Annotated in this window: 21 protein-coding genes; 12 read left to right on the top strand and 9 right to left on the bottom strand. The window is 69.6% G+C overall.

Annotated elements, in window-relative coordinates; genetic code table 11:
• Positions 1-124: 124 nt before the first annotated feature.
• From ligD to ASF44_RS29655, 8 genes are all read left to right on the top strand, one after another.
• Positions 125-2,626 (top strand): DNA ligase D, encoded by a 2,502-nt coding sequence (ligD, locus tag ASF44_RS29690; RefSeq protein WP_056902847.1) that lies wholly within the window; start codon positions 125-127, stop codon positions 2,624-2,626.
• Between the two features lie 92 nt (positions 2,627-2,718).
• A complete protein-coding gene (locus ASF44_RS29685; protein ID WP_056902846.1) occupies positions 2,719-3,591 on the top strand; it encodes a Ku protein in 873 nt (290 codons plus the stop codon).
• An 88-nt stretch (positions 3,592-3,679) separates the two neighbouring features.
• The gene (locus ASF44_RS29680) at positions 3,680-4,588 is read left to right on the top strand and encodes a hypothetical protein (protein WP_200930675.1); all 909 of its coding nucleotides are present in this window, start codon (positions 3,680-3,682) and stop codon (positions 4,586-4,588) included.
• A 178-nt stretch (positions 4,589-4,766) separates the two neighbouring features.
• Positions 4,767-6,944: a glycogen debranching protein GlgX gene (gene glgX, locus ASF44_RS29675; RefSeq protein WP_082525130.1), complete on the top strand. Its 2,178-nt coding sequence runs from the start codon at positions 4,767-4,769 to the stop codon at positions 6,942-6,944.
• 169 nt (positions 6,945-7,113) lie between these two features.
• Positions 7,114-7,338 (top strand): hypothetical protein, encoded by a 225-nt coding sequence (locus tag ASF44_RS29670; RefSeq protein WP_056902844.1) that lies wholly within the window; start codon positions 7,114-7,116, stop codon positions 7,336-7,338.
• Between the two features lie 103 nt (positions 7,339-7,441).
• Complete coding sequence (locus ASF44_RS29665; RefSeq protein WP_056902843.1) at positions 7,442-8,086, top strand: superoxide dismutase family protein; 645 nt, start codon at positions 7,442-7,444, stop codon at positions 8,084-8,086.
• A gap of 4 nt (positions 8,087-8,090) precedes the next feature.
• Positions 8,091-9,122, top strand: coding sequence for a flavodoxin family protein (locus ASF44_RS29660; RefSeq protein ID WP_235579391.1), 1,032 nt, complete (start codon positions 8,091-8,093; stop codon positions 9,120-9,122).
• Positions 9,123-9,148: 26 nt separating this feature from the next.
• Positions 9,149-9,586 (top strand): OsmC family protein, encoded by a 438-nt coding sequence (locus ASF44_RS29655; protein WP_056902841.1) that lies wholly within the window; start codon positions 9,149-9,151, stop codon positions 9,584-9,586.
• Here ASF44_RS29655 and ASF44_RS29650 read toward each other — a convergent pair whose 3' ends face one another.
• From ASF44_RS29650 to trxB, 8 genes are all read right to left on the bottom strand, one after another.
• Positions 9,587-10,933: a tryptophan--tRNA ligase gene (locus ASF44_RS29650; protein ID WP_056902840.1), complete on the bottom strand. Its 1,347-nt coding sequence runs from the start codon at positions 10,931-10,933 to the stop codon at positions 9,587-9,589. It abuts the gene before it with no gap.
• Between the two features lie 7 nt (positions 10,934-10,940).
• A complete protein-coding gene (locus ASF44_RS29645) occupies positions 10,941-11,609 on the bottom strand; it encodes a site-2 protease family protein (protein WP_056902839.1) in 669 nt (222 codons plus the stop codon).
• Positions 11,610-11,619: 10 nt separating this feature from the next.
• The gene (locus ASF44_RS29640) at positions 11,620-12,255 is read right to left on the bottom strand and encodes an L-threonylcarbamoyladenylate synthase (protein WP_056902838.1); all 636 of its coding nucleotides are present in this window, start codon (positions 12,253-12,255) and stop codon (positions 11,620-11,622) included.
• A 7-nt stretch (positions 12,256-12,262) separates the two neighbouring features.
• Entirely contained in the window at positions 12,263-13,150 is an 888-nt protein-coding gene (locus ASF44_RS29635) for a DMT family transporter (protein ID WP_056902837.1), read from the bottom strand.
• Positions 13,147-14,001, bottom strand: a complete 855-nt coding sequence (locus ASF44_RS29630; protein ID WP_056903074.1) for a 3',5'-nucleoside bisphosphate phosphatase — start codon at positions 13,999-14,001, stop codon at positions 13,147-13,149. Before ASF44_RS29630 ends, ASF44_RS29635 begins: the two co-directional genes overlap by 4 nt.
• A gap of 129 nt (positions 14,002-14,130) precedes the next feature.
• The gene (rpmG, locus tag ASF44_RS29625) at positions 14,131-14,301 is read right to left on the bottom strand and encodes a 50S ribosomal protein L33 (protein ID WP_056672770.1); all 171 of its coding nucleotides are present in this window, start codon (positions 14,299-14,301) and stop codon (positions 14,131-14,133) included.
• A 28-nt stretch (positions 14,302-14,329) separates the two neighbouring features.
• Entirely contained in the window at positions 14,330-14,566 is a 237-nt protein-coding gene (gene rpmB, locus ASF44_RS29620) for a 50S ribosomal protein L28 (RefSeq protein WP_056672771.1), read from the bottom strand.
• A gap of 145 nt (positions 14,567-14,711) precedes the next feature.
• Positions 14,712-15,662, bottom strand: coding sequence for a thioredoxin-disulfide reductase (gene trxB / locus ASF44_RS29615; protein ID WP_056902836.1), 951 nt, complete (start codon positions 15,660-15,662; stop codon positions 14,712-14,714).
• A 167-nt stretch (positions 15,663-15,829) separates the two neighbouring features.
• Between trxB and ASF44_RS29610 the strand changes: the two genes are divergently transcribed.
• The 4 genes from ASF44_RS29610 to ASF44_RS29595 are packed head-to-tail and all read left to right on the top strand — an operon-like array spanning position 15,830 to position 20,117.
• Entirely contained in the window at positions 15,830-16,504 is a 675-nt protein-coding gene (locus ASF44_RS29610) for a Crp/Fnr family transcriptional regulator (RefSeq protein ID WP_056902835.1), read from the top strand.
• Between the two features lie 37 nt (positions 16,505-16,541).
• Entirely contained in the window at positions 16,542-18,911 is a 2,370-nt protein-coding gene (locus tag ASF44_RS29605; RefSeq protein WP_056902834.1) for a DNA translocase FtsK, read from the top strand.
• A gap of 32 nt (positions 18,912-18,943) precedes the next feature.
• Positions 18,944-19,600: an outer membrane lipoprotein chaperone LolA gene (gene lolA, locus ASF44_RS29600; RefSeq protein ID WP_056902833.1), complete on the top strand. Its 657-nt coding sequence runs from the start codon at positions 18,944-18,946 to the stop codon at positions 19,598-19,600.
• A 46-nt stretch (positions 19,601-19,646) separates the two neighbouring features.
• Positions 19,647-20,117: a C40 family peptidase gene (locus ASF44_RS29595; protein ID WP_056902832.1), complete on the top strand. Its 471-nt coding sequence runs from the start codon at positions 19,647-19,649 to the stop codon at positions 20,115-20,117.
• A 10-nt stretch (positions 20,118-20,127) separates the two neighbouring features.
• Here ASF44_RS29595 and ASF44_RS29590 read toward each other — a convergent pair whose 3' ends face one another.
• On the bottom strand, positions 20,128-21,885 hold the full coding sequence (locus ASF44_RS29590) for an ABC transporter ATP-binding protein (protein ID WP_056902831.1): 1,758 nt from the start codon (positions 21,883-21,885) through the stop codon (positions 20,128-20,130).
• Positions 21,886-22,023 lie beyond the last annotated feature (138 nt).

Raw genomic sequence — 22,023 nt, 5'->3', positions numbered from 1 at the left:
GCCGGCGCATGTGGGCCAAGCCTGCCATCGCCTGTAGGCCAAAGCAGGCGAACGGCGGCGGCTGACAGGGCTTGGCGTTGCGCGATGACAGGCGCGGGCCGGCGCGCGCGGCAAGCTGGAACCTATGGAAGCGCTCAAGATCTACCACGCCAAGCGCGACTTCCGCCGCACTTCGGAGCCGCGCAGCGGCGGCAAGCGCTCGCCTGCGGGCGCGTTGAGCTTCGTCGTGCAGAAGCATTGGGCCAGCAGCCTGCACTACGACTTCCGGCTGGAGATCGACGGCACGATGAAAAGCTGGGCCGTGCCCAAGGGGCCGAGCTTCGATCCGCACGACAAGCGGCTCGCGGTGCAGGTGGAAGACCACCCGATCTCGTATTCCAGCTTCGAAGGGCAGATTCCCGAAGGGCAATACGGCGCGGGCAAGGTCATCGTCTGGGACAAGGGCCACTGGAAGCCCGTGGGCGATCCGGCCGACGGCCTGCGCAAGGGCAACCTCAAGTTCGAACTGCATGGGCACAAGCTGCAAGGCCGCTGGGCGCTGGTGCGCATGCACGGCAAGGGCAAGGAGAGCCAGCCGCCCTGGCTGCTCGTCAAGGAGAAGGATGCGTTCGAGCGGCCGGCCGCCGAGTTCAGCGTGGTCGACGAGATGCCCGACAGCGTCAAGGGCGTGAAGGCGCCAGCGCCGCCCTCGGCATCCGCGGCGCCGAAGGCGGTGCAACTGCCGCAGGCCGACCTGCCCGCCCTGCTGGCCCCGCAGCTCGCCACGCTGGCCGCCAGGCCGCCGGCCGATGCGGCCGACTGGGTCTACGAGATCAAGTTCGACGGCTACCGCCTGCTCGCGCGGCTCGAAGGCCGTGGCAAGAAGCAGAAGGCGCAGCTGTTCACGCGCAACGGCAACGACTGGACGCACAAGCTCAAGGCCTTGCATGCCGAGCTGCTGCGGCTGGACCTGCCCGAAGGCTGGTACGACGGCGAGATCGTGGTGATGGATGCCAACGGCCTGCCCGACTTCGGCGCGCTGCAGCAGGCCTTCGATGCGTCGAAGACGCAGGCCATCGTCTACTACCTCTTCGACGTGCCGTACTGCGGCGGCCACGACCTGCGCGAGCAGCCGCTGCAGGCGCGCCGTGCCTTGCTGCAGTCGCTGCTGGAGGGCAAGAAGTCGGACCAGGTCTTCTACTCCGCCACCTTCGATGCGCCGCCCGGGGAGGTGGTGGGCACGGCCTGCAAGCTGGGCCTGGAGGGCGTCATCGCCAAGCGCAAGGATGCGCCCTATGTCTCGCGCCGCAGCGACAGCTGGATCAAGCTCAAGTGCAGCCAGCGCCAGGAGTTCGTCGTCGTCGGCACCACCGACCCGCAAGGCACGCGGGCAGGCTTCGGCGCGCTGCTGTTGGGCGTGCACGACAAGGATGGCCAGCTGGTCTATGCCGGCAAGGTCGGCACGGGCTTCGACCAGGCCACGCTGAAGAAGCTGGCACGCCAACTCGGCGAGCTGGCCACGCCGCGCAGCCCGCTGGCCGACACCACGGACGTGGAGGGCCGGCCGCACTGGGTCAAGCCGCAGCTGGTGGCCGAGGTCAGCTTCGGCGAATGGACGCGCAGCGGCCGCATCCGCCATGCGGTGTTCCACGGCATGCGCAGCGACAAGCCGGCCAAGGCCATCGTGCGCGAGCGCGCCGCGCCGCCGCCCAAGGCCACGCGGCACCACAAGCCGGGCGACAGCGGTGACCAGGCCCTCTCCACGCGGCTGAAGGTCACGCATGGCGAGCGCGTGGTCGACGCCTCCACCGGCATCACCAAGCTCGACCTCGTGCGCTACTACGCGCTGGTCGGCGAACTGATGCTGGAGCACCTCAAGGGCAACCGTCCAGTGGCGCTGGCGCGCGCACCGTCCGGCATCGCCGGGCAGTTGTTCTTCCAGAAGCACGCCGAGATCGAGAAGCTGCCGGGGCTGCGCCAACTCGATCCGGCGCTGGACCCCGGGCACGCGCCTCTGCTGGCCGTGGCCAGCCAGCGCGGCCTGCTCTCGGCGGCGCAGTGGAACGTGGTGGAGTTCCATTCCATGAACGCGCTGGCCGCCTCGTTCGAGCGGCCCGACCGGCTGGTGTTCGACCTGGACCCGGGCGAGGGCGTGCGCTGGCGCCAGATGCAGGAAGCGGCCGAAGTCGTGCACGCCTTCCTGGATCAGCTGGGCCTGCCGGCCTTCCTCAAGACCAGCGGCGGCAAGGGCCTGCACGTGGTGGTGCCGGTCAAGCGGCTGCACAGCTGGGTCAACGCCAAGGGCTTCGCGCAGGCCATCGTGCAGCACCTGGCGCGCACCATCCCCGACCGCTTCGTCGCCAAGAGCGGGCCACGCAACCGTGTCGGCAAGATCTTCGTGGACTATCTGCGCAACGGCCAGGGCGCCACCACCGTGTGCGCGTGGTCGGCGCGCACGCGGTCGGGCATGGGCATCTCGGTGCCGCTGGCCTGGGACGAGCTCGCGGCGCTCAAGAGCAGCGACCAATGGACCGTGCGCAACGTGCACGAGCGGCTGGACGTGGGCAACGCGCCCTGGCAGGGCTATGCGCGTGCCGCCAAGTCGCTCAAGGCCGCCATGAAGACCATCGGATTCGAGGAGGACTGAAATGAAACAACCCCCACGCTCCCCCGCTTCGCGAGGTCCGCTGCCCCCCGGGGGGGCGCGCCAGCGGCTTCGGGCGGCCGGGCGCCACTGACATGTTGCGAGCCATCTGGAAGGGCGCCATCAGCTTCGGGCTGGTGCACGTGCCCGTGGGCCTGTACCCGGCGTCGCGCGAGACCGGCATCGATTTCGACTGGCTGGACAAGCGCTCCATGGACCCCGTGGGCTACAAGCGCGTGAACAAGCGCACCGGCCGCGAGATCACCAAGGAGCACATCGTCAAAGGCATCAAGCAGGAGGACGGCGACTACGTGGTGCTGTCCGACGAGCAGATCAAGGACGCCTACCCCAAGTCCACCCAGACCATCGAGATCGAGGCCTTCGTGACGGCCGCCGAGATCTCCTTCGTGCTGTTGGAGCGGCCCTATTACCTGGAGCCGCTGGGCAAGGGCGAGAAGGTCTACGCGCTGCTGCGCGAGGCCATGGTGGCGGCCGGCGTGATCGGCATCGCGCGCGTGGTCATGCACAGCAAGGAGCACCTGGCCGTGCTGGTGCCCATGGGCCCGGCGCTCATGCTCAACACCATCCGCTGGGCCAGCGAGATCCGGCCGCAGGACGAGTTGACGCTGCCGGCGGCCGGCAAGGGCGCGCTCAAGGCGGCCGAACTCAAGATGGCTTCGCAGCTGATCGCCGACATGACCGTGCCCTGGCAGCCAGGGGACTATGCCGACCACTTCACCGACGCGATCCACGCGCTGGTCAAGCGCAAGGTGGATGCGGGCGACACCCAGCAGGTCACCGCGCTGGAAGACGCGCCAGAGAGCACCCAGGGCTCCAACGTGGTCGACCTCACCGAACTGCTGGCGCAGAGCCTGGCGGGGCGCAAGCCAGCCGCCGCCGGCAAGGCCAAGCCGGCGCGCAAGGCGCCCGGCAAGGCGGCCAAGGCGGCACCGCGCAAGCGGGCCTGATCTCCTACATGCGGCGGCTTTGCCGTCCGACGACGCTGGCCGCGGGTGCCGCGAACAATCGCGCACACACCAACAACAGGAGAATCAGGTGGCAGCTTCACTTCCCTTGGCGTCGACCCGGCTGGAAGCCGCCGTCGATGCACCGGCCGGCGCCGTTTCCTGGGGCGCCATCCTGGCCGGCGGCGCTGCCGCGGCGGCGTTCTCGCTGATCCTGTTGATCCTGGGTGCGGGCCTGGGCCTCACCTCGCTGTCGCCGTATGGCGGCGCGGGCGCCAGCGCCATGGCGCTGGGCATTTCGGCCATCGTCTGGATTCTCGTCACGCAGGCCCTGGCTTCGGGGCTGGGCGGCTACATCGCCGGCCGCTTGCGCACGCGCTGGGCTGGCGTGCACGGCGACGAGGTCTTCTTCCGCGACACCGCCCACGGCTTCCTGTCCTGGGCCGTGGCCACGCTGGCGACCGCCGCCTTGCTCACCACGGCCATCGGCAGCGTGGTGGGCGGTGCGGCCAAGGTCGGCGCCTCGGTGGCTGGCGGCGCGGCGACGGCCGCGGTGTCTGCTGCAGCACAGGGCGCGGGCGAATCGGCAGGCGAAGGGCCTGCCGCCTACTTCATCGACAGCATGTTCCGCCGCCCGGCCGGCCCTGCCCAGGCAGGCGCCGTCGCGCCGGCCGAGCCGGTGCCCGCCACCGAGGTGGCCCGCATCCTGGCGCAATTCGACAAGGACAAGCCGCTGGCGGCCGAGGACCAGCGTTACCTGGGCCAACTGGTGGCCGAGCACACGGGGCTCTCGCCGCAAGAGGCCGAGCAACGCGTGGGCGACACCGTGGGCCGTATGCAGGCGAAGGCGCGCGAGGTCGAGGCCGCTGCCCGCGAAGCCGCTGACAAGGCGCGCAAGGCCGGCATCACGGCCACGCTGTGGCTGTTCGTCTCGATGTTGCTCGGCGCCTTCAGCGGCAGCCTGGCGGCCACCTGGGGCGGCCGCGAACGCGACGCCTGAACGACACGCCTTTTCTTCCTCCACCACCACCTTCGGAGATATCCCATGCGTTCCCTGCTGCTCTTCTTCCTCGGCGTGCCGATCCCCATCATCATCCTGATCGCGCTGTTCATCCGCTGAAGCGGGCGCGCGCCCCTCTGCGCGCCATGGCCCGGCGCTTGCTTGGCCACAAGAATCCATGACAGACCAATGCGAACCGGGCCGGCCCTGGCCGATGGGCATGCACCTGCGCGACGGCGGTGCCAACTTTGCGCTGTACTCCAGCGCGGCCGAGTCCGTCGAGCTCTGTCTCTTCGACGCGCAGGGCCACCATGAGCAGCGGCGCATCCGCCTGCCGGCCTGCACCGATGACATCTGGCACGGCTTCGTGCCCGGCGTGGAGCCTGGCACCCGCTATGGCGTGCGGGTGCATGGCCCGTTCGATCCCGCCCATGGGCAGCGCTGCAATGCCCACAAGCTGCTGCTCGATCCCTATGCGCGTGCCATCGACCGACCGCTGCGTGGCGAGGCCGTGACCTTCGGCTACCTGTTGGGCCATGAGGAGCAGGACCTCGTGTCCAACGACGGCGACAGCGCTGCCGTGGCGGCCAAGTCCGTGGTGATCGCACCGGACTTCGACTGGCAAGGCGACCGGCCGCCGGCCATTCCGATGGCCGACTCGGTCTTCTACGAAGTCAACGTGCGCGGCTTCACGCAGCAGATGCCCGGCGTGCCCGAGGAACTGCGCGGCACCTTCGCCGGCCTGGCCAACGAGGCCGCCATCGCTTACCTGAAGCGCCTGGGCGTGACGGCCGTGCAACTGCTGCCCGTGCAGGCCTTCAACGACGAGGGCCGGCTCGTGGACGCGGGCCTGGCCAACTACTGGGGCTACAACACCATCGGCTTCTTCGCGCCCGAGCCGCGCTACTGCTTCAAGGGCACGGACGGCGGCGTGGCCGAGTTCCGCGGCATGGTCAAGGCCCTGCACCAGGCCGGCATCGAGGTGATCCTGGACGTGGTCTACAACCACACCTGCGAAGGCAACCACCTGGGCCCGACCATGTGCTTCAAGGGCATCGACAACGCGGCCTACTACCGGCTCATGGAAGACCGCCGCTACTACAACGACTTCAGCGGCACCGGCAACACGCTGGACGTGAGCAACCCGCCCGTGCTGCGCATGGTGATGGACAGCCTGCGCTACTGGGTCGAAGAGATGCACGTGGACGGCTTTCGCTTCGACCTGGCGCCGGCCATCTCGCGCGATGCGGCCGGCGCCTTCGACCACCGCACGCCCTTCCTGTCGGCCGTGGCGCAGGACCCGGTGCTGCGCCGCGTGAAGATGATCGCCGAACCCTGGGACCTGGGCGACTACGGCTACCAGGTGGGGGGCTTTCCGGTCGGCTGGTCGGAGTGGAACGGCAGCTACCGCGACGAGGTGCGCGACTTCTGGCGCAACGCCGACGACAGCCTGCCGACCTTCGCCTCGCGCCTGTGCGGCACGCCGGAGATCTTCGCGCCGTCGCGCCGGCCGCCGTCGGCCAGCGTGAACATCGTGACCGTGCACGACGGCTTCACGCTGCGCGACCTGGTCAGCTACAACGAGAAGCACAACGAGGCCAACGGCGAGCACAACCGCGACGGCGAAAGCCACAACCGCAGCTGGAACTGCGGCGTCGAGGGGCCGACCGAGGATGCCGGCGTGCTGGCGCTGCGCGCGCGCCAGCAACGCAACCTGCTGGCCACGCTGTTCATGTCGCGCGGCGTGCCGCTGCTGCTGGGCGGCGACGAGATCGGCCGCACCCAGCAGGGCAACAACAACGCCTACTGCCAGGACAGCCCGATCTCCTGGTTCGACTGGCGCGATGGCGCGCGCGACGATGCGCTGCTGGCGTTCACGGCCAAGCTGATCCGCCTGCGCAAGGAGCTGGCGGTGCTGCGCGGCCCCCATTGGCCGGTTGGCGATGGCGCGCATCCCGATGCGACCTGGTACAGCGTCTGGGGCCTGCCCATGACCGAGGACGAATGGCAGCATCCGGCGGCGCGCTGCCTGCAGGTGGTGTTCGATGGCGCGGCCGACCATGCCAAGGGCCGTGCCGGCGCGCCGGGCCCGTCGGTGCTGCTGATGTTCAACGGCGCGCCCACATCGCACCTGTTCACGGTGCCGCCCGAGACCCGCTTCGGCCAGGCCTGGCAGCTGCGCATCGCCACCCACCGCGAGCAACTGCCTGCGCGCCGGGCGCGCCGCGTGGCGCCGGGCGCCAAGCTGCGGCTCAAGGCGCACGCGATGATGGTGCTGACCCAGTTGGCGCCCGCTCTGTCCGCTTCGGCGCCGTCGGCTCCCGCGGCGGCAGCCACGGCCAGGGCGGCCGCGTAGTCCCCTCGGGCTGCTGCGGCTGCCTTGGCTGCAGGGCTGCGTAGGAGTTCTTCCTACCCCTGCTTGCGCCGCGGGCCGATCCAGCGGGCGTGCGACGGCCCTTACGCTGGCTCCAACCCGTCACGGTGACGGTTTCCGCATCCCCCTTGCCCGATCCGGAGAATCGTCCATGACGCAGGCCAAGCGCAGCGTTCTCGCGCTGCTGAACCAACGCACCACCGAAGGCTTCTACGCCGCCATCCTGCTGGCTTGCCTGGCGTTCGCCGGCATGCTGCTGGCGCCGGGTGACCACATGGAGCAGCTGCTGGCCCTGGCCTGGCTGTTCATGCTGTCGGCCATCGCTTTCCTCGTCGGCAAGCTCGGCCTGGAGCTGGTCCTGGAAACCGGCCAGTGAGCCGCACTCCGGCCAGCCCGGGCGCGTGCCCCACAAGCGCTGCTTTCCTACGCGGAGCCCCCGCCGGCGGTGCTAGATTGGCCGCGCCGAACGAGGAGCCACGATGAACAACACCCCATCCATCCCCCTGCTGGCCGCCATGGCGGCAGTTGCCCTGCTGACGGGCTGCGCCCAGGGTGCAGGCACGCCTGCCAGCCCCACCGCCACACCGGCGCCGCGCGTCGGATCGAGCGCGCTCGTCAAGCTCATGTCCGAGGACGGCCAGCCGCGTGGCCAGGCCGTGCTGAGCTCGGTGGCGGAGGGCGTGGAGATCGTCGTGAACGCCGAAGGGCTCACGCCCGGCCTGCATGGCCTGCACATCCACACCAATGGCAAGTGCGCGCCGGGGCCCGATCCGAGCGGCAAGACCATCGCCTTCGGTGCCGCGGGTGGGCACTTCGACCCCGATGCCACGGGCCGCCATGGCCACCCCGAGCACGATGCGCAGCGCCATGCAGGCGATGTGCCCAACCTGCTGGTCGACGGCCAGGGCAAGGGCATGCTGCGCTTCACGAACCCGAAGATCACGCTGCTGCCCAATGCCAGGAATTCGGTGCTGGGGCGCGCGCTCGTGGTGCACGCCGAGGCCGACGACTACAAGACCAATCCGGCAGGCAACTCCGGTGGCCGCGTGCTGTGCGGCGTGATCGAGCCGGCGCGGCTCGATGCCGTGGTCGGCAGCGTGCCCACCTCGCGCCACCTGCGCTGAGCCGATGGACCGCGCCGCCTTCCAGGCACGCTTCGAGGCGCGTTTTGCCGACCCGCGCTTCGCCGGCGAACGTGCCGCCATCGACCGCCTGGCCAACATCGCCTGGCGCAACCACGAGGACAGCCGCAAGGCGCCGCAGACCCGGCCTGCCGGGCCGGGTTTCGCCGATCCGGCCTACGAGCTCTCGGTCGAATGGTCGGCCACGCGCGACCGGCTGCAGGCCGCGCAGGCCGCCTGGGGCCAGGCCCCGCGCTCGCGCGTGCTGCTCGTGAACGGCTCGGCGCGCAACGACCAGACCTGCCCGGGCGAGAACGCCAAGACCATGCGGCTGGCGGCCATGGCGCGTGACGTGCTGCAGGAGCACGGCGCCGAGACCGACCTGCTCGACCTGAGCCTGCTGACCTCCGACTACGACCTGCACATCCATCCCTGCAAGGGCTGCGTGTCCACCACCATGCCGCTGTGCCACTGGCCCTGCAGCTGCTACCCCAACCATTCGCTGGGGCAGGTGAACGACTGGATGGCCGAGATCTACGAGCGCTGGGTTGCCGCCCATGGCGTGATCGTGCTGGCGCCGACCTACTGGTACCAGTCGCCGAGCCCGCTCAAGCAGATGATCGACCGGCTGGTCTGCGCCGATGGCGGCAACCCCGACCCGACCAGCACGCACGGCAAGAAGGTCGAAGAGGCCAAGGCGCTGGAAAAGCGCGGCTGGGACTATCCGCAGCACCTGGCTGGCCGTGTGTTCGGCCTGGTGGTGCACGGCGACGTGGCCGGGGTGGAGGTGCAGCGGCGCAACCTGTCCGACTGGCTGCAATGGATGGGCTTGCTGCCCGCCGGCTTCGCCTCGCAGCTGGACCGCTACATCGGCTACTACGAACCCTATGGCGACAGCCACGCCGCGCTGGATGCCGACCACAACCTGCATGCCGAGGTGCGCAACGTGGCGCACGCGGTCGCGCGTGCGGCCGACGCGGCGCGCGCGGGCCAGCTGTCCCGCCCCGATGCGGGCCTGGTCAGCCCGCGGCGCAAGTGAGCATTCCAACCCGAAAGGACACCACCATGAACGAGAAGAAGGCCAGCGTGCACTGGGAAGGTGCCGGCAAGGCCGGCAAGGGCACGATCAGCACCGAGACCGGGGCGCTGAAGGACTATCCGTACGGCTTCACCAGCCGCTTCGAGGACGACCGGCGCGGCACGAATCCCGAGGAGATCGTGGGCGCCGCGCACGCCGCCTGCTTCACGATGGCATTCGCCTTCGCGTGCGAGAAGGCCGGCGTGGCGCTGCAGCAGGCCGACACCCAGGCCAGCGTGCGGCTGGCCAAGGATGGCGATGGTTTCAAGATCGACCGCATCGCGCTGACGCTGACGGCCAAGGCGGCCGGGCTGGACGAGGCCAGGTTCCAGGAACTGGCCCAGGGTGCCAAGGCGGGCTGCCCGCTGTCCAAGGCGCTGGCCGCCGTGCCCGAGATCACGCTCTCGGCAACGCTGCAGGCCTGATCAGGCCTGGGGCTCGACGGCTGCGCCGGGGTCTTCCTCGCCGGCCACCGAGCCAGGATCGGCCTTGGGGGCCGCCAGTTGCGCCAGTGCCGCGAGGGCGCCGGGCGCGGTGGTGGCCAGCTGGGCTGCCAGCGCCGTCAGGCCGGCGGCACCGTCCCGCGTGAGCTGCGCGATGGCCTGGCCGGCGTCCTTGGGCGAGGCGAAGCCCTGGCTTTGCAGCAGCAGCGCGCCGCCCGCATCCACTAGCTTGAAATAGAACAGGCCATCGGCCTCGCGGTACTGCTTGAACGCGGGCTGGGCCACCTTGGCCGCCTTGGCGGGCTTGGCTGCGCGCGGCTGCGCGCCCAGCGGGCGCAGGCCGACCGCGTGGCGCAGCGTCGCGATGAAGGGGCTGGCCGTGCGGCGGGCCTTCTGGGCGCCGGCCAGCAGCACGCGCTCGACGCTGGCGGGGTCGTCGATGTAGCGCTGGTAGGTGGCGCGCATGGGGCCGACCTCGCGGTCGATGCGCTCGAACAGCGCCTGCTTGGCGTCGGCCCAGGAGATGCCGCCTGCGAACGCGCGGCGCAAGGCGGCGGTTTCGTCCGGTTCGGCGAAGGCCTGGTAGATCTGGAACAGGGCCGAGCCCTCGGTGTCCTTGGCCTCGCCCGGGCCGCGCGAGTCGGTCACGATGCCGGCGATGAGCTTGCGCATCTGCTCGCGCGGGGCGAACAGCGGGATGGTGTTGTCGTAGCTCTTGCTCATCTTGCGGCCGTCCAGGCCGGGCAGCAAGGCCACGTCTTCCTCCACCGCCGCCTCGGGCAGCACGAAGTGCTCGCCGTAGGCGTGGTTGAAGCGCTGCGCCATGTCGCGCGCCATCTCGATGTGCTGCACCTGGTCGCGGCCCACGGGCACCTTGTGCGCGTTGAACATGAGGATGTCCGCGCCCATCAGCACGGGGTACATGAACAGGCCGGCCGTCACGTCGTTGTCGGGCTCGGCGCCGGCCGCGGCGTTGCGGTCCATCGCGGCCTTGTAGGCGTGGGCGCGGTTCAGGATGCCCTTGCCCGTCACGCAGGTCAGGAACCAGGTGAGTTCGGGGATCTCGGGGATGTCGGACTGGCGGTAGAAGGTGACGCGCTCGGGGTCCAGGCCGCCGGCCAGCCAGGTGGCGGCGATCTCCAGCGTGGAGCGCTGGATGCGCTGCGGGTCGTCCGTCTTGATCAGCGCGTGGTAGTCGGCCAGGAAGTAGAAGCTGTCGGTTCCGGCGGCCTGGCTGGCACGGATGGCCGGGCGGATGGCGCCCACGTAGTTGCCCAGGTGGGGGGTGCCGGTGGTGGTGATGCCGGTCAGTACGCGCAGCGTGCTCATGGAGGTCTCAGCGGATCAGGAGGGAAAAAGGGGTCAGCAGCAGGTCGAGGACGTCGAACGTCAGGCCCATGATGGGCCGCAGCCACAACGTGCCGACCACGCCGGCCAGCACCAGGCCCATCACGATGAAGAAGCCCCAGGGCTCCACGCGCGAGACCAGCACGGCCTGCTTGTAGGGCAACAGGCCCACCAGCACGCGCCCGCCATCGAGCGGCGGCAGCGGGAAGAGGTTGAAGGCGAACATCACCACGTTGACCAGCATGCCGGCCTGGCACATCTTGACGAAGAAGGGCTCGGTGACGCCCACGGCGACCATGAGGTAGAACGCGATGCCCCACAGCAGCGCCTGCGCCAGGTTGGCCAGCGGCCCGGCCAGCGCCACCCAGACCATGTCGCGCTTGGGGTTGCGCAGCCGGCCGAACTGCACCGGCACGGGCTTTGCGTAGCCGAACACGAAGGCGCCCGAGGTGGCCAGGTACAGCATGATGGGCATCACGATGGTGCCCAGCGGATCGATGTGCTTGACCGGGTTCAGCGTCACGCGGCCGAGCAGCCAGGCGGTGTTGTCGCCATAGTGCCGGGCCACATAGCCGTGCGCCGCCTCGTGCACGGTGATCGCGAAGACCACGGGCAGCGCGTAGATCAGCAGGTTCTGAAAGATGGCGTCGAAGTTCACCGGCGGATCCTCACAGGCCCAGCGCGGCCAGCGAACCGCGGCCTTCGCGCACGATCTCGGGGTCGCCGCCCGTGCCCATGGGCGTGAGGTCGATGACCGTGGTGGGCTCGGACGGGCAGGCGCCGGCGTCGAGCACGGCGGCCAGCTGGTGCTCGAAGCGCTCGCGGATCTCGGCGCCGTCGTGCAGCGGCTCGGTCTCGCCGGGCGGGATCAACGTGGTGGCCAGCAGCGGCGCGCCGTGCAGGGCCAGCAGTTCCTGCAGGGTCTTGTGCTCGGGCACGCGCAGGCCGATGGTCTTGCGCGAGGGGTGGCTCACACGGCGCGGCACCTCCTTGCTGGCCTCCAGGATGAAGGTGTAGGCACCGGGCGTGGCCGACTTGAGCAGGCGGTACTGCTTGTTGTCCACGCGCGCATAGTTGGCCAGCTCGGACAGGTCGCGGCACAGCAGCGTGAGATGGTGCCGGTCGTCCACGCCGCGCAGCCGGCGCATGCGGTCGACGGCGGCCTTGTCGTCCAGGTGGCAGACCAGGGCGTAGCTGGAGTCGGTCGGCACGGCGACGATGTCGCCCTTGGCCAGCAGCGCCACGGTCTGCTTGAGCAGGCGCGGCTGCGGGTTCTCGGGATGGAGTTCGAAGTACTGGGCCATGGGTTCTTCAACCGGAAATGCGGGATTCGCGCAGCGTCATCCAGGCGCCGATCGCGCCGCAGGCCGCCACCAGGGCCATGCCCAGCATGGACCAGCCGTCCGGCACGTGCGCGAACGCCAGCCAGCCGCCGAGCATGGCGAAGCCGATCTGGCCGTAGAGGTAGGGCGTGAGCGTGGCGGCCGGCGCGCGCGAATAGCCCAGGATCAGCAGGAAGTGGCCCACCGTGGCCAGCAAGCCCATGAGCACCAGGCCGGCCCACAGTCGCCAGTCGGGCAGTTGCACCCAGACGAAGGGCAGCGGGATCGACGCGGCGAGCGTGCCGATCCAGCCGGTGTACAGGTGCGTGGTCAGCGGCGCGTCGGTGCGCGCGAGCTTGCTGGTCAGCACCTGGAACCAGGCGTTGGTGGCCACCAGGGCCAGCGGCAGCAGCAGCCGCCAGTCGAAGGCCTCGTCGCCGGGCCGGATGATGACCATGGTGCCGACGAAGCCGCCGACCACCAGCGCCCAGCGCTGCGGCGAGACGCGCTCGCCCAGCGTGCGGGCCGCCAGCAGCGTGATGACCAGCGGTGTGATCATGACGATGGCGGTGAACTCGCCCACCGGCATGGTGCGCAGGCTCAGGAAGGCCAGCAGGCTGCTGACCACCAGCAGCAGCCCGCGCAGCAGCTGGAAGCGTGGATGGGCCGTGCGCAGCATCTTCAGGCCCTGGCGCGGCAGCACCAGCGCCGTGGTGGCCACGGCCTGGAAGGCGTAGCGGAACCACAGGCCCATCAGCAGGGGCACGGTGACGGTGACGGCCTTGGTGGTGGTGTCCAGCGCGGCGAAACAGGCGGTGGCGGTCAACACCAGCGCGATGCCGCCCAACGGCGAGGCGGGCGCGGCAGGCGAACTCACTGGATGCGGTCCGCCAGCAGCTCCCAGACCGGGGTCAGGTCGCCCGGCAGGTAGGGCAGGGCGCCCAGGTCGGTGTGGCTCTCGTCGGGGCTGTGGAAGTCGCTGCCGCGCGACGCGGCGAGGCCGAACTCGCGCGCCATGCCGGCGTATTCGACGTATTCGGCAGGCGTGTGGCTGCCGGTCACGACCTCGACCCCGCGGCCGCCATGGGCCTTGAACTCGCTGAACAGCGCGTACTCTTCGGTGGCGTTGAACTTGTAGCGGCCCGGGTGGGCGATCACGGCGATGCCGCCGCCCTGGGTGATCCAGGTCACCGCATCCTTGAGGTTGGCCCAGCGGTGCGGCACATAGCCGGGCTTGCCTTCGGTCAGATACTTGCGGAAGACCTCGGGCGTGTCCTTGCAGTGGCCGGCCTCGACCAGGAAGCGCGCGAAGTGGGTGCGCGAGATCAGCGCCGGGTTGCCGACGAACTTGAGCGCGCCTTCGTAGGCTCCCTGGATGCCGACCTTGGCCAGGCCCTCGGCCATCTCGCGCGCGCGGGGACCACGGCCGTCGCGCGTGTCGGCCAGGCCCTGCTGCATGCGCGGGTCTTCGGCGTCGAAGCCCAGGCCCACGATGTGCACGGTTTCGCCTGCGAAGGTGACGGAGATCTCGGCGCCGGTCAGGTAGCGCAGGCCATTGGCCTTGGCGGCTGCGGCGGCACGCTGCTGGCCGCCGATCTCGTCGTGGTCCGTCAGCGCCCACAGCTCGACGCCGTTGGCGCGTGCGCGTTGCGCGAGCTCCTCCGGGGTCAGCGTGCCATCGGAGACGATGGAGTGGCAGTGCAGGTCGGCGTTGAGGATGGAAGGCACGGCGGGCATTCTAGGCCGGGGGCTGGTTTCCTGCGGTCGCGTGCGAGGCAAGTCCATGCGCCCGAAAAAAACAAAACCCGCTCGGGTGAGCGGGTTCGTGGAGGAGTGCTGTGGGCCGGAGCCCCGGCATCACTTCAGCTTGATTTCCTTGTACTCGACATGCTTGCGAGCCTTGGGATCGAACTTCGTGATCAGCATCTTCTCGGGCATGAGCTTCTTGTTCTTGGTCGTGGTGTAGAAGTGACCGGTGCCGGCAGTGGATTCCAGCTTGATCTTCTCGCGTCCGCCTTTGGTAGCCATGGTGATTCCTTGTGTACGACGTTTGTGCTTAAGCGGCCTGGCCGCGTGCGCGCAGGTCTGCGAGCACGGCGTCGATGCCGTTCTTGTCGATCAGGCGCAGGCCGGCGTTGGAAATGCGCAGGCGCACCCAGCGGTTCTCGGTCTCGACCCAGAAGCGGCGGTATTGCAGGTTCGGCAGGAACCGGCGCTTGGTTTTGTTGTTGGCGTGGGAAACGTTGTTCCCGACCATCGGGCCTTTGCCCGTGACTTCACATACGCGTGACATGGTCACTTCCTCGTGATAACAGCTGGCCCTTTGCTGCAACGCAGGCGGCTCGGGGTTTTACAGCTTGACCTCGCCATGAAGCAGGTGGCGGTTTCCTGTTTGCTTTGCCGGGCAAATCCGGCAAAGCCCGCGATTATAGCCGCGTTTATTCCTGTTCCAGGAAGCGCTGGGCGTCGAGTGCCGCCATGCAGCCCGTGCCGGCGCTCGTGATGGCCTGGCGGTAGACGTGGTCCTGCACGTCGCCGGCCGCGAACACGCCGGGCACGCTGGTCATCGTCGCCATGCCCTTCAAGCCCGACTGGGTGACGATGTAGCCGTCCTTCATCTCCAGCTGGCCCTGGAAGATCTCGGTGTTGGGCCGGTGGCCGATGGCGATGAAGCAGCCCTTGAGGTCGATGTCCTTGGTCGAGCCGTCGCGCTGGTCCTTCAGGCGGATGCCGGTCACGCCGCTGGCGTCGCCCTTGACCTCGTCGAGCACCTGGAACAGTTGCAGCTCGATCTTGCCTTCCTTGACCTTCTCGGCCACCTTGTCGATGAGGATGGGCTCTGCGCGGAACTTGTCGCGCCGGTGCACCAGCGTCACCTTGCGCGCGATGTTGGACAGGTACAGCGCCTCCTCGACGGCGGTGTTGCCGCCGCCCACCACGCAGACCTCCTGGTCGCGGTAGAAGAAGCCGTCGCAGGTGGCACAGGCCGAGACGCCCTTGCCCATGAAGGCTTCTTCCGACGGCAGGCCCAGGTACTGGGCCGAGGCGCCGGTGGCGATGATCAACGCATCGCAGGTGTAGGTGCCGCTGTCGCCGGTCAAGGTGAACGGGCGTTGGCCGAAGTCCACCTTGTTGATGTGGTCGAACACGATCTCGGTGTTGAAGCGCTCGGCGTGTTCCAGGAAGCGCTGCATCAGCTCAGGACCTTGTACACCATGCACATCCGCGGGCCAGTTGTCCACCTCGGTCGTGGTCATCAGCTGTCCGCCTTGGGCGATGCCCGTGATCAGCAGCGGCTTCAGATTGGCGCGGGCTGCGTAGACAGCGGCGGTATATCCGGCGGGGCCCGAGCCGAGAATCAGGACTTTGGCGTGTTTTACAGTCGACATGAGCGGTTCTTTCGAGCGGAAATTGCACACATTGTGTGTACAGGTGAAGTCTTTTCCCACAGAATAAAGCGAGGGCGGGGCCCGCGCTGCAAGGCCGTGGATTTTGCCCTTGATCGCCATTTGCTCTGTTGAGCGGGGATTCAACTAACAACAAGGAGTCATGGTCGATGTCGATGCTGTCGAATCTGGAATTGCTGCTGCGCGTGCCCCTGTTCTCCATGCTGAGCGGGGAGCAGGCCAACCTCGTGGCGCAGGCGGTGAGCAAGCGCCGCGTCAAGCGCGGCGAAGTCATCGTCGAGCAGGGCCGCAAGACCAACGCGCTGTTCATCCTGCTGAGCGGCCGCTGCCGTGTGGTGACGACCGACACGCGCGGCCGCGAGGTCATCATCGCCACGCTGCGCCCGGCCGATTGCATCGGCGAGATGAGCCTGATCGACAGCGAGCCGCATTCGGCCACCGTGCTGGCCGAGGTGCAGACCGATGTGCTGGTGCTGGGCCGTGCCGAGTTCGACCGCTGCGTGGCCGACAACCCGCAGATGGCGCGCGCCGTGATGACCGGCCTGGTCAAGCGCCTGCGCCGCGCCGACCAGAAGATCGAATCGCTGGCGCTGATGGACGTGTACGGCCGCGTGGCGCACGCCTTGCTGGAGCAGGCCAGCACCGACGCTGCCGGCGTGCTCCAGATCCGCGACAAGATCTCGCGCCAGGACATCGCCAAGATGGTCGGCGCCTCGCGCGAGATGGTCAGCCGCGTGATGAAGGACCTTGAGGAACGCGGTTATATCGAGACGCAGGACAGCGGCGCCATCCACATCAAGGACCGGCTGATCAGCCTGGCCTGAGCCCGGGAGGCATGGGGTAAGCTCGGCCGCTGCCCCCATGACCTACTCGCTCAATACCCTCAATTCATCGCAGGGCGCAGAGCCGCCGCGCTCGGGCATCGTCCGTTTCGCGCGTGAGTTCAGCCTGCTGCTGGGCCTGCTGGCCCTGTCCTTCTGGTTCATCGCCCTGATCAGCTATTCGCTGCAGGACGCGGCCTGGTCCACCTCGGGCGGCCCGGGCGCCACGCGCAACTGGGGCGGCCGGCTCGGTGCCCTGGTGGCCGATCTCAGCTACTTCGCCCTGGGCTATTCGGTCTGGTGGTGCGTGGCCGCCGGCGTGCGCGCCTGGCTGACCCATCTGGCGCGCTGGATGCGCGGCGCGCCGCCGCCGCGCCGCACCGTGGGCGGGGGGCTGCTGGGCTTCGGCATCGGCCTGGCGGTGCTGCTGCTGGCCAGCTGCGTGCTGGAGTGGACGCGCCTGTACCGGCTGGAGCCGGGCCTGCCCGGCGATGCCGGCGGCGTGCTGGGCTACCTGGTCGGCCCGCTGGCGACCAAGTGGCTGGGCTTTGCCGGTTCCGGCCTGGTGGCCATCGTGGCCGGCATCATCGGCGTGGCGGCGGTGTTCCGCTTCTCCTGGGCCCAGGTGGCCGAGCGCGTGGGTGCGCGCGTGCACGCCCTGGTCGAGCTGCGCCGCGAGAAGCGCGAGGCCGCCGAGGACCGGGCCCTGGGCAAGCAGGCCGTGCGCGAGCGCGCCGAGGGCACGCTCGACCCTGTCGAGGCGCTGCAGGAGCGCATCGAACCGGGCGAGGATGTGCCCCGCCTGTTCCGCGCGCCCAAGCCGCCCAAGCCGGCGGTGGTCATCGAGCCGCAGCCGCTGGCCGAGCCGCAGCCCAGCGCGCGCGTGGTCAAGGAGCGCCAGAAGCCCTTGTTCACCGAACTGCCCGATTCGCGCCTGCCCCAGGTCGACCTGCTGGACGCCGCGCAGGTGCGCCAGGAAACCGTCTCGAACGACACGCTGGAGATGACCAGCCGCATGATCGAGAAGAAGCTCAAGGACTTCGGCGTGGAGGTGCGCGTGGTGCTGGCCTCGCCGGGCCCGGTCATCACGCGCTACGAGATCGAGCCGGCCACCGGCGTCAAGGGCTCGCAGATCGTGGGCCTGGCCAAGGACCTGGCGCGGTCGCTGTCGCTGGTCTCGATCCGCGTGATCGAGACCATCCCCGGCAAGAACTACATGGCGCTGGAACTGCCCAACGCCAAGCGCCAGTCGATCAAGCTGTCGGAGATCCTGGGCTCGCAGGTCTACCACGAGGCCAAGTCCATGCTGACCATGGGCCTGGGCAAGGACATCGTCGGCAACCCCATCGTGGCCGACCTGGCCAAGATGCCGCACGTGCTGGTGGCCGGTACCACCGGCTCGGGCAAGTCGGTCGGCATCAACGCGATGATCCTGAGCCTGCTGTACAAGGCCGAGGCGCGCGACGTGCGCCTCCTGATGATCGACCCCAAGATGCTGGAAATGTCGGTCTACGAAGGCATTCCGCACCTGCTGGCACCGGTGGTCACCGACATGAAGCAGGCCGCCCACGGCCTGAACTGGTGCGTGGCCGAGATGGAGCGCCGCTACAAGCTCATGAGCAAGCTGGGCGTGCGCAACCTGGCCGGCTACAACACCAAGATCGACGAGGCCAAGGCGCGCGAGGAGTTCATCTACAACCCCTTCAGCCTGACGCCGGACGACCCCGAGCCGCTCAAGCGCGAGCCGCACATCGTGGTCATCATCGACGAGCTGGCCGACCTGATGATGGTGGTCGGCAAGAAGATCGAGGAGCTCATCGCGCGGCTGGCGCAGAAGGCGCGCGCCGCCGGCATCCACCTGATCCTGGCCACGCAGCGGCCCAGCGTGGACGTGATCACCGGCCTGATCAAGGCCAACATTCCCACGCGGATCGCGTTCTCGGTCGGCTCGAAGATCGACAGCCGCACCATCCTCGACCAGATGGGCGCCGAGGCGCTGCTGGGCATGGGCGACATGCTCTACATGGCCAGCGGCTCCGGGTTGCCGATCCGCGTGCACGGCGCCTTCGTCAGCGACGAAGAGGTGCACCGCGTGGTGGCCTACCTCAAGAGCCAGGGCGAGCCCGACTACATCGAGGGCGTGCTGGAAGGCGGCACCATCGACGGCGAGAGCACCGACTACCCGGGCGAGGGCGGTGACGGCGGCGGCGAGAAGGATCCGATGTACGACCAGGCCGTCGAGGTCGTGCTCAAGCACCGCAAGCCCAGCATCTCGCTGGTGCAGCGTCATCTGAAGATCGGCTACAACCGCGCCGCGCGCCTGGTCGAGGACATGGAGAAGGCCGGCCTGGTCAGCTCCATGAGCGGCAGCGGGCAGCGCGAGATCCTGGTGCCCGAGCGGGCCGAATGAACCAAGTGCCTGCGGGCAGACTCCCAGCGTCCATGAAGTTTCCATCCTTGAAGGCCTTGGTGGTCGGTGCGTTGCTCGGGACCAGCCTGCTGGCCCACGCCGACGCGCTCGACAGCCTCGAAGCCTTCGTCAAGACCGTCAAGACCGGCCGCGCGGCCTTCACGCAGACCGTGACCTCGCCGCCGCGCGACGGCCAGGCGGCGCGCACCAAGACCTCCAGCGGCAGCTTCGCGTTCCAGCGCCCGAGCCGTTTTCGCTTCGACTACACCAAGCCCTTCGAGCAGGCCATCGTGGCCGACGGCCAGACGCTGTGGATGCACGACGTCGACCTGAACCAGGTCACGGCGCGCAAGCAGGCCGATGTCCTGGGCTCCACGCCGGCCGCGCTGGTGGCGGCCGCGCCCGACCTGGCCGCGTTGCGTGCCGACTTCGACCTGAAGGCCGCGCCCGACAAGGACGGCCTGCAGTGGGTCGACGCGACGCCCAAGGCCAAGGACGGCCAGCTGTCTGCGGTGCGCGTGGGCCTCAAGCCGGGCGACAAGGGCCCCGAACTGGCGGCGCTCGAGATCGCCGACAGCTTCGGCCAGCGCTCGGTGCTGCGCTTCAGCCAGGTCGAGGTCAACCCGTCCTTGCCGGCCAGCACCTTCCAGTTCAAGCCGCCGGCCGGTGCCGACGTGCTGCGCCAATAGGCCCGTTCAGCGGATGCAGCGAGTGCCGCGGCGACTGGTCCTGCCGATGCAGCGGCGCCTTGCGCTGCCGCTGTTGCTGGCCACGGTACTGGCGGCGTGCGGCACGGCGCCGCCGGGGCGCCGCTTTCCCGTCGAGAGCCGGCTCACGCCCGATGCCGCGAGCGACGTGGCCGTGCACGCGCTGGGCCTGGTCGGCACTCCCTACCGCTACGGCGGCAACACGCCCGATGGCGGCTTCGACTGCAGCGGCCTGATCGGCTACGTCTACCGCCACGGCATGACGCCCGTGCTGGCGCCGCGCACCGTGTCGCAGCTGGCCGGTTGGGGCGCCGAGGTGGACCGCGAGGCGCTGCGCACGGGCGACCTCGTGGTGTTCGGCGCACGCGCCACGCACGCCGGCATCTACGTGGGCGAGGGACGCTTCGTGCACGCGCCTTCCACGGGCGGCACCGTGCGGCTGGACCGGCTCGACGGGCTGTACTGGGCGCGCCAGCAGGTGGCGTTCCGCAGGCCTTAGCCGCTGCGTTTCAGGGCCTGGCCTGCGCGCGCAGCTGCGGCTGGCGTGCCAGCACCTCCTCGCGCGGCCCGGCATCGCGCACGCGGCCAGCCTCCATGACCACCACCTGGTCGAAGTGCGACAGCAGGCTCATGCGGTGGACGGAGGCGATCACGCAGGCCTGTGGGAACGCCTCGGCGATGCGGTCCAGCACGCGCCCTTCGGTGGCCGGGTCGAGCGCGCTGGTCGGCTCGTCCAGCAGCAGCAGGGTGCTGCCGCGTGCGGCCAGCACGCCGCGCGCCAGGCACAGGCGCTGGCGCTGGCCGCCCGAGAGGTTGGCGCCGCGTTCGGTCAGCGCTGTGTCCAGGTCGCCATGCAGGCCGTCCAGCACCTCGTCGAAGGCGCTGGTGTGGACCGCGGCCAGCAGGTCGGCGTCGGCCTGCGGCAGGCCGAAGGCCAGGTTCTCGCGCACGCTGGCCTCGAACACCTCGGTCTCCTGCGGGATCAGCGTGGCGATGTTGCGCAGCCGGGCCCAGTCCTGCGGCTGGCCGTCCAGCAGCAGTTGCCCGGACGTGGGCGGGTACAGGCCCGCCAGCACGCGCAGCAGCGTGCTCTTGCCGCCGCCGCTGGGGCCGACCAGCGCCACGCGCTGGCCGCGTTGCAGCTGCAGGTCGACTTCACGCAGGCCGCCACCGCGTGCGCTGTCGGCGTAGTGCCAGTGCAGCGCGCGCAGCGCCAGCTGCTGCCAGCGCGCATCCGCGTCCAGCGCCTCGGCCGCCTCCTCGGCACGCTGCGGCGCCGCCAGCAGCGGCTCGGCGCTGCGGTAGTCGGTGTGCATGCGCGCGAAGCTCTGGAAGTTGCCGGCCATCGAGCCGATCACATTGGCCGTCTGCTGCGCGTACTGGTAGATCATGAACACGCCGCCCAGCAGCACGGCCTCGCCCGGTGTGCGCGTCTGCCAGACATACAGCACGACCAGGCCCCAGGTCAGCGCCAGGCCCAGGATGTCGACCGTGAACCATTTGCCCTCGCCGACGATGGTGGCGCGCTGCAGCGGGCCCGACACCGCGCGCATGCGCAGACGCATCAGCGCGCGCGAGGCCGAGGCCAGGCGCAGGCCGATCACGGTGGCGGTGTTGCCGATGAAGTCCACGAGCGCGGCGACATAGCGCCGGTCGGCATCGTTCTCCAGCCGCGCCAGCAGCATCAGCACGCGGTCGAAACGCAGGATGACCACGGCGATCAGCAGGTAGCCGCCCAGCGCCAGCGCGCCGCTGCTGCGCGAGAGCAACGTCAGCGCCACCAGCGGCCCGAAGAAGTTGACGATGTTCTGCAGGTAGACGAACTGGTTCTGCGCGAAATCGGCCAACGCGCGGCTGGCCTGGTGCACGCGGTGCTGCAGCTCGCCCGAGTGCTGCGTGCCGTGCCAGGCCAGCGGCGCGCCCGCGATGCGCGCATAGAGGCGGTCGCCGAGCTGCTCGCGCACATGCACGGCCACGTTGCGCTCGAGCACGCGGCCCGGGCCGTGCAGCAGCCAGGAGAGCAGGTACACCGCCATCAGCGCGGCGATCCACAGCGCCGAGGTCTGCAGCTGCGTGCGCTGCAGCGCGTTGATGGCCTGCGCGGCCAGCCACGGCATGGCCAGGCGGATCAGCTGGGCGCCGCCCAGCAGGGAGAGTGCGCCGACGAGCTGGCCGCGCGCGCCCTCGGCATGGCGCCAGAGCGCGCCATAGAGTTCACGCGCGGCGTGGGCGGGGGAGTGGGGCTGGGGGGAAGTGGATGTCGGCATGCGCTGCGGCCTGGGCGGACGGTGGCGCATGCCCAGGAGGCCGCGCCGGCGTGCCCCATGGTACGTCCGGCCGCGGCGCCTGCGCTCTGCACGGCGCGGACACCGGCGCTGCGGGCGGCAGCAGGCGGGACGAACGTG

This window comes from Pseudorhodoferax sp. Leaf274 (assembly GCF_001422445.1).
Lineage (GTDB): Bacteria > Pseudomonadota > Gammaproteobacteria > Burkholderiales > Burkholderiaceae_C > Pseudorhodoferax.
The sequence above is the reverse complement of the archived record's forward strand: the minus strand, read 5'-3'. Positions and strand labels throughout refer to the sequence as shown.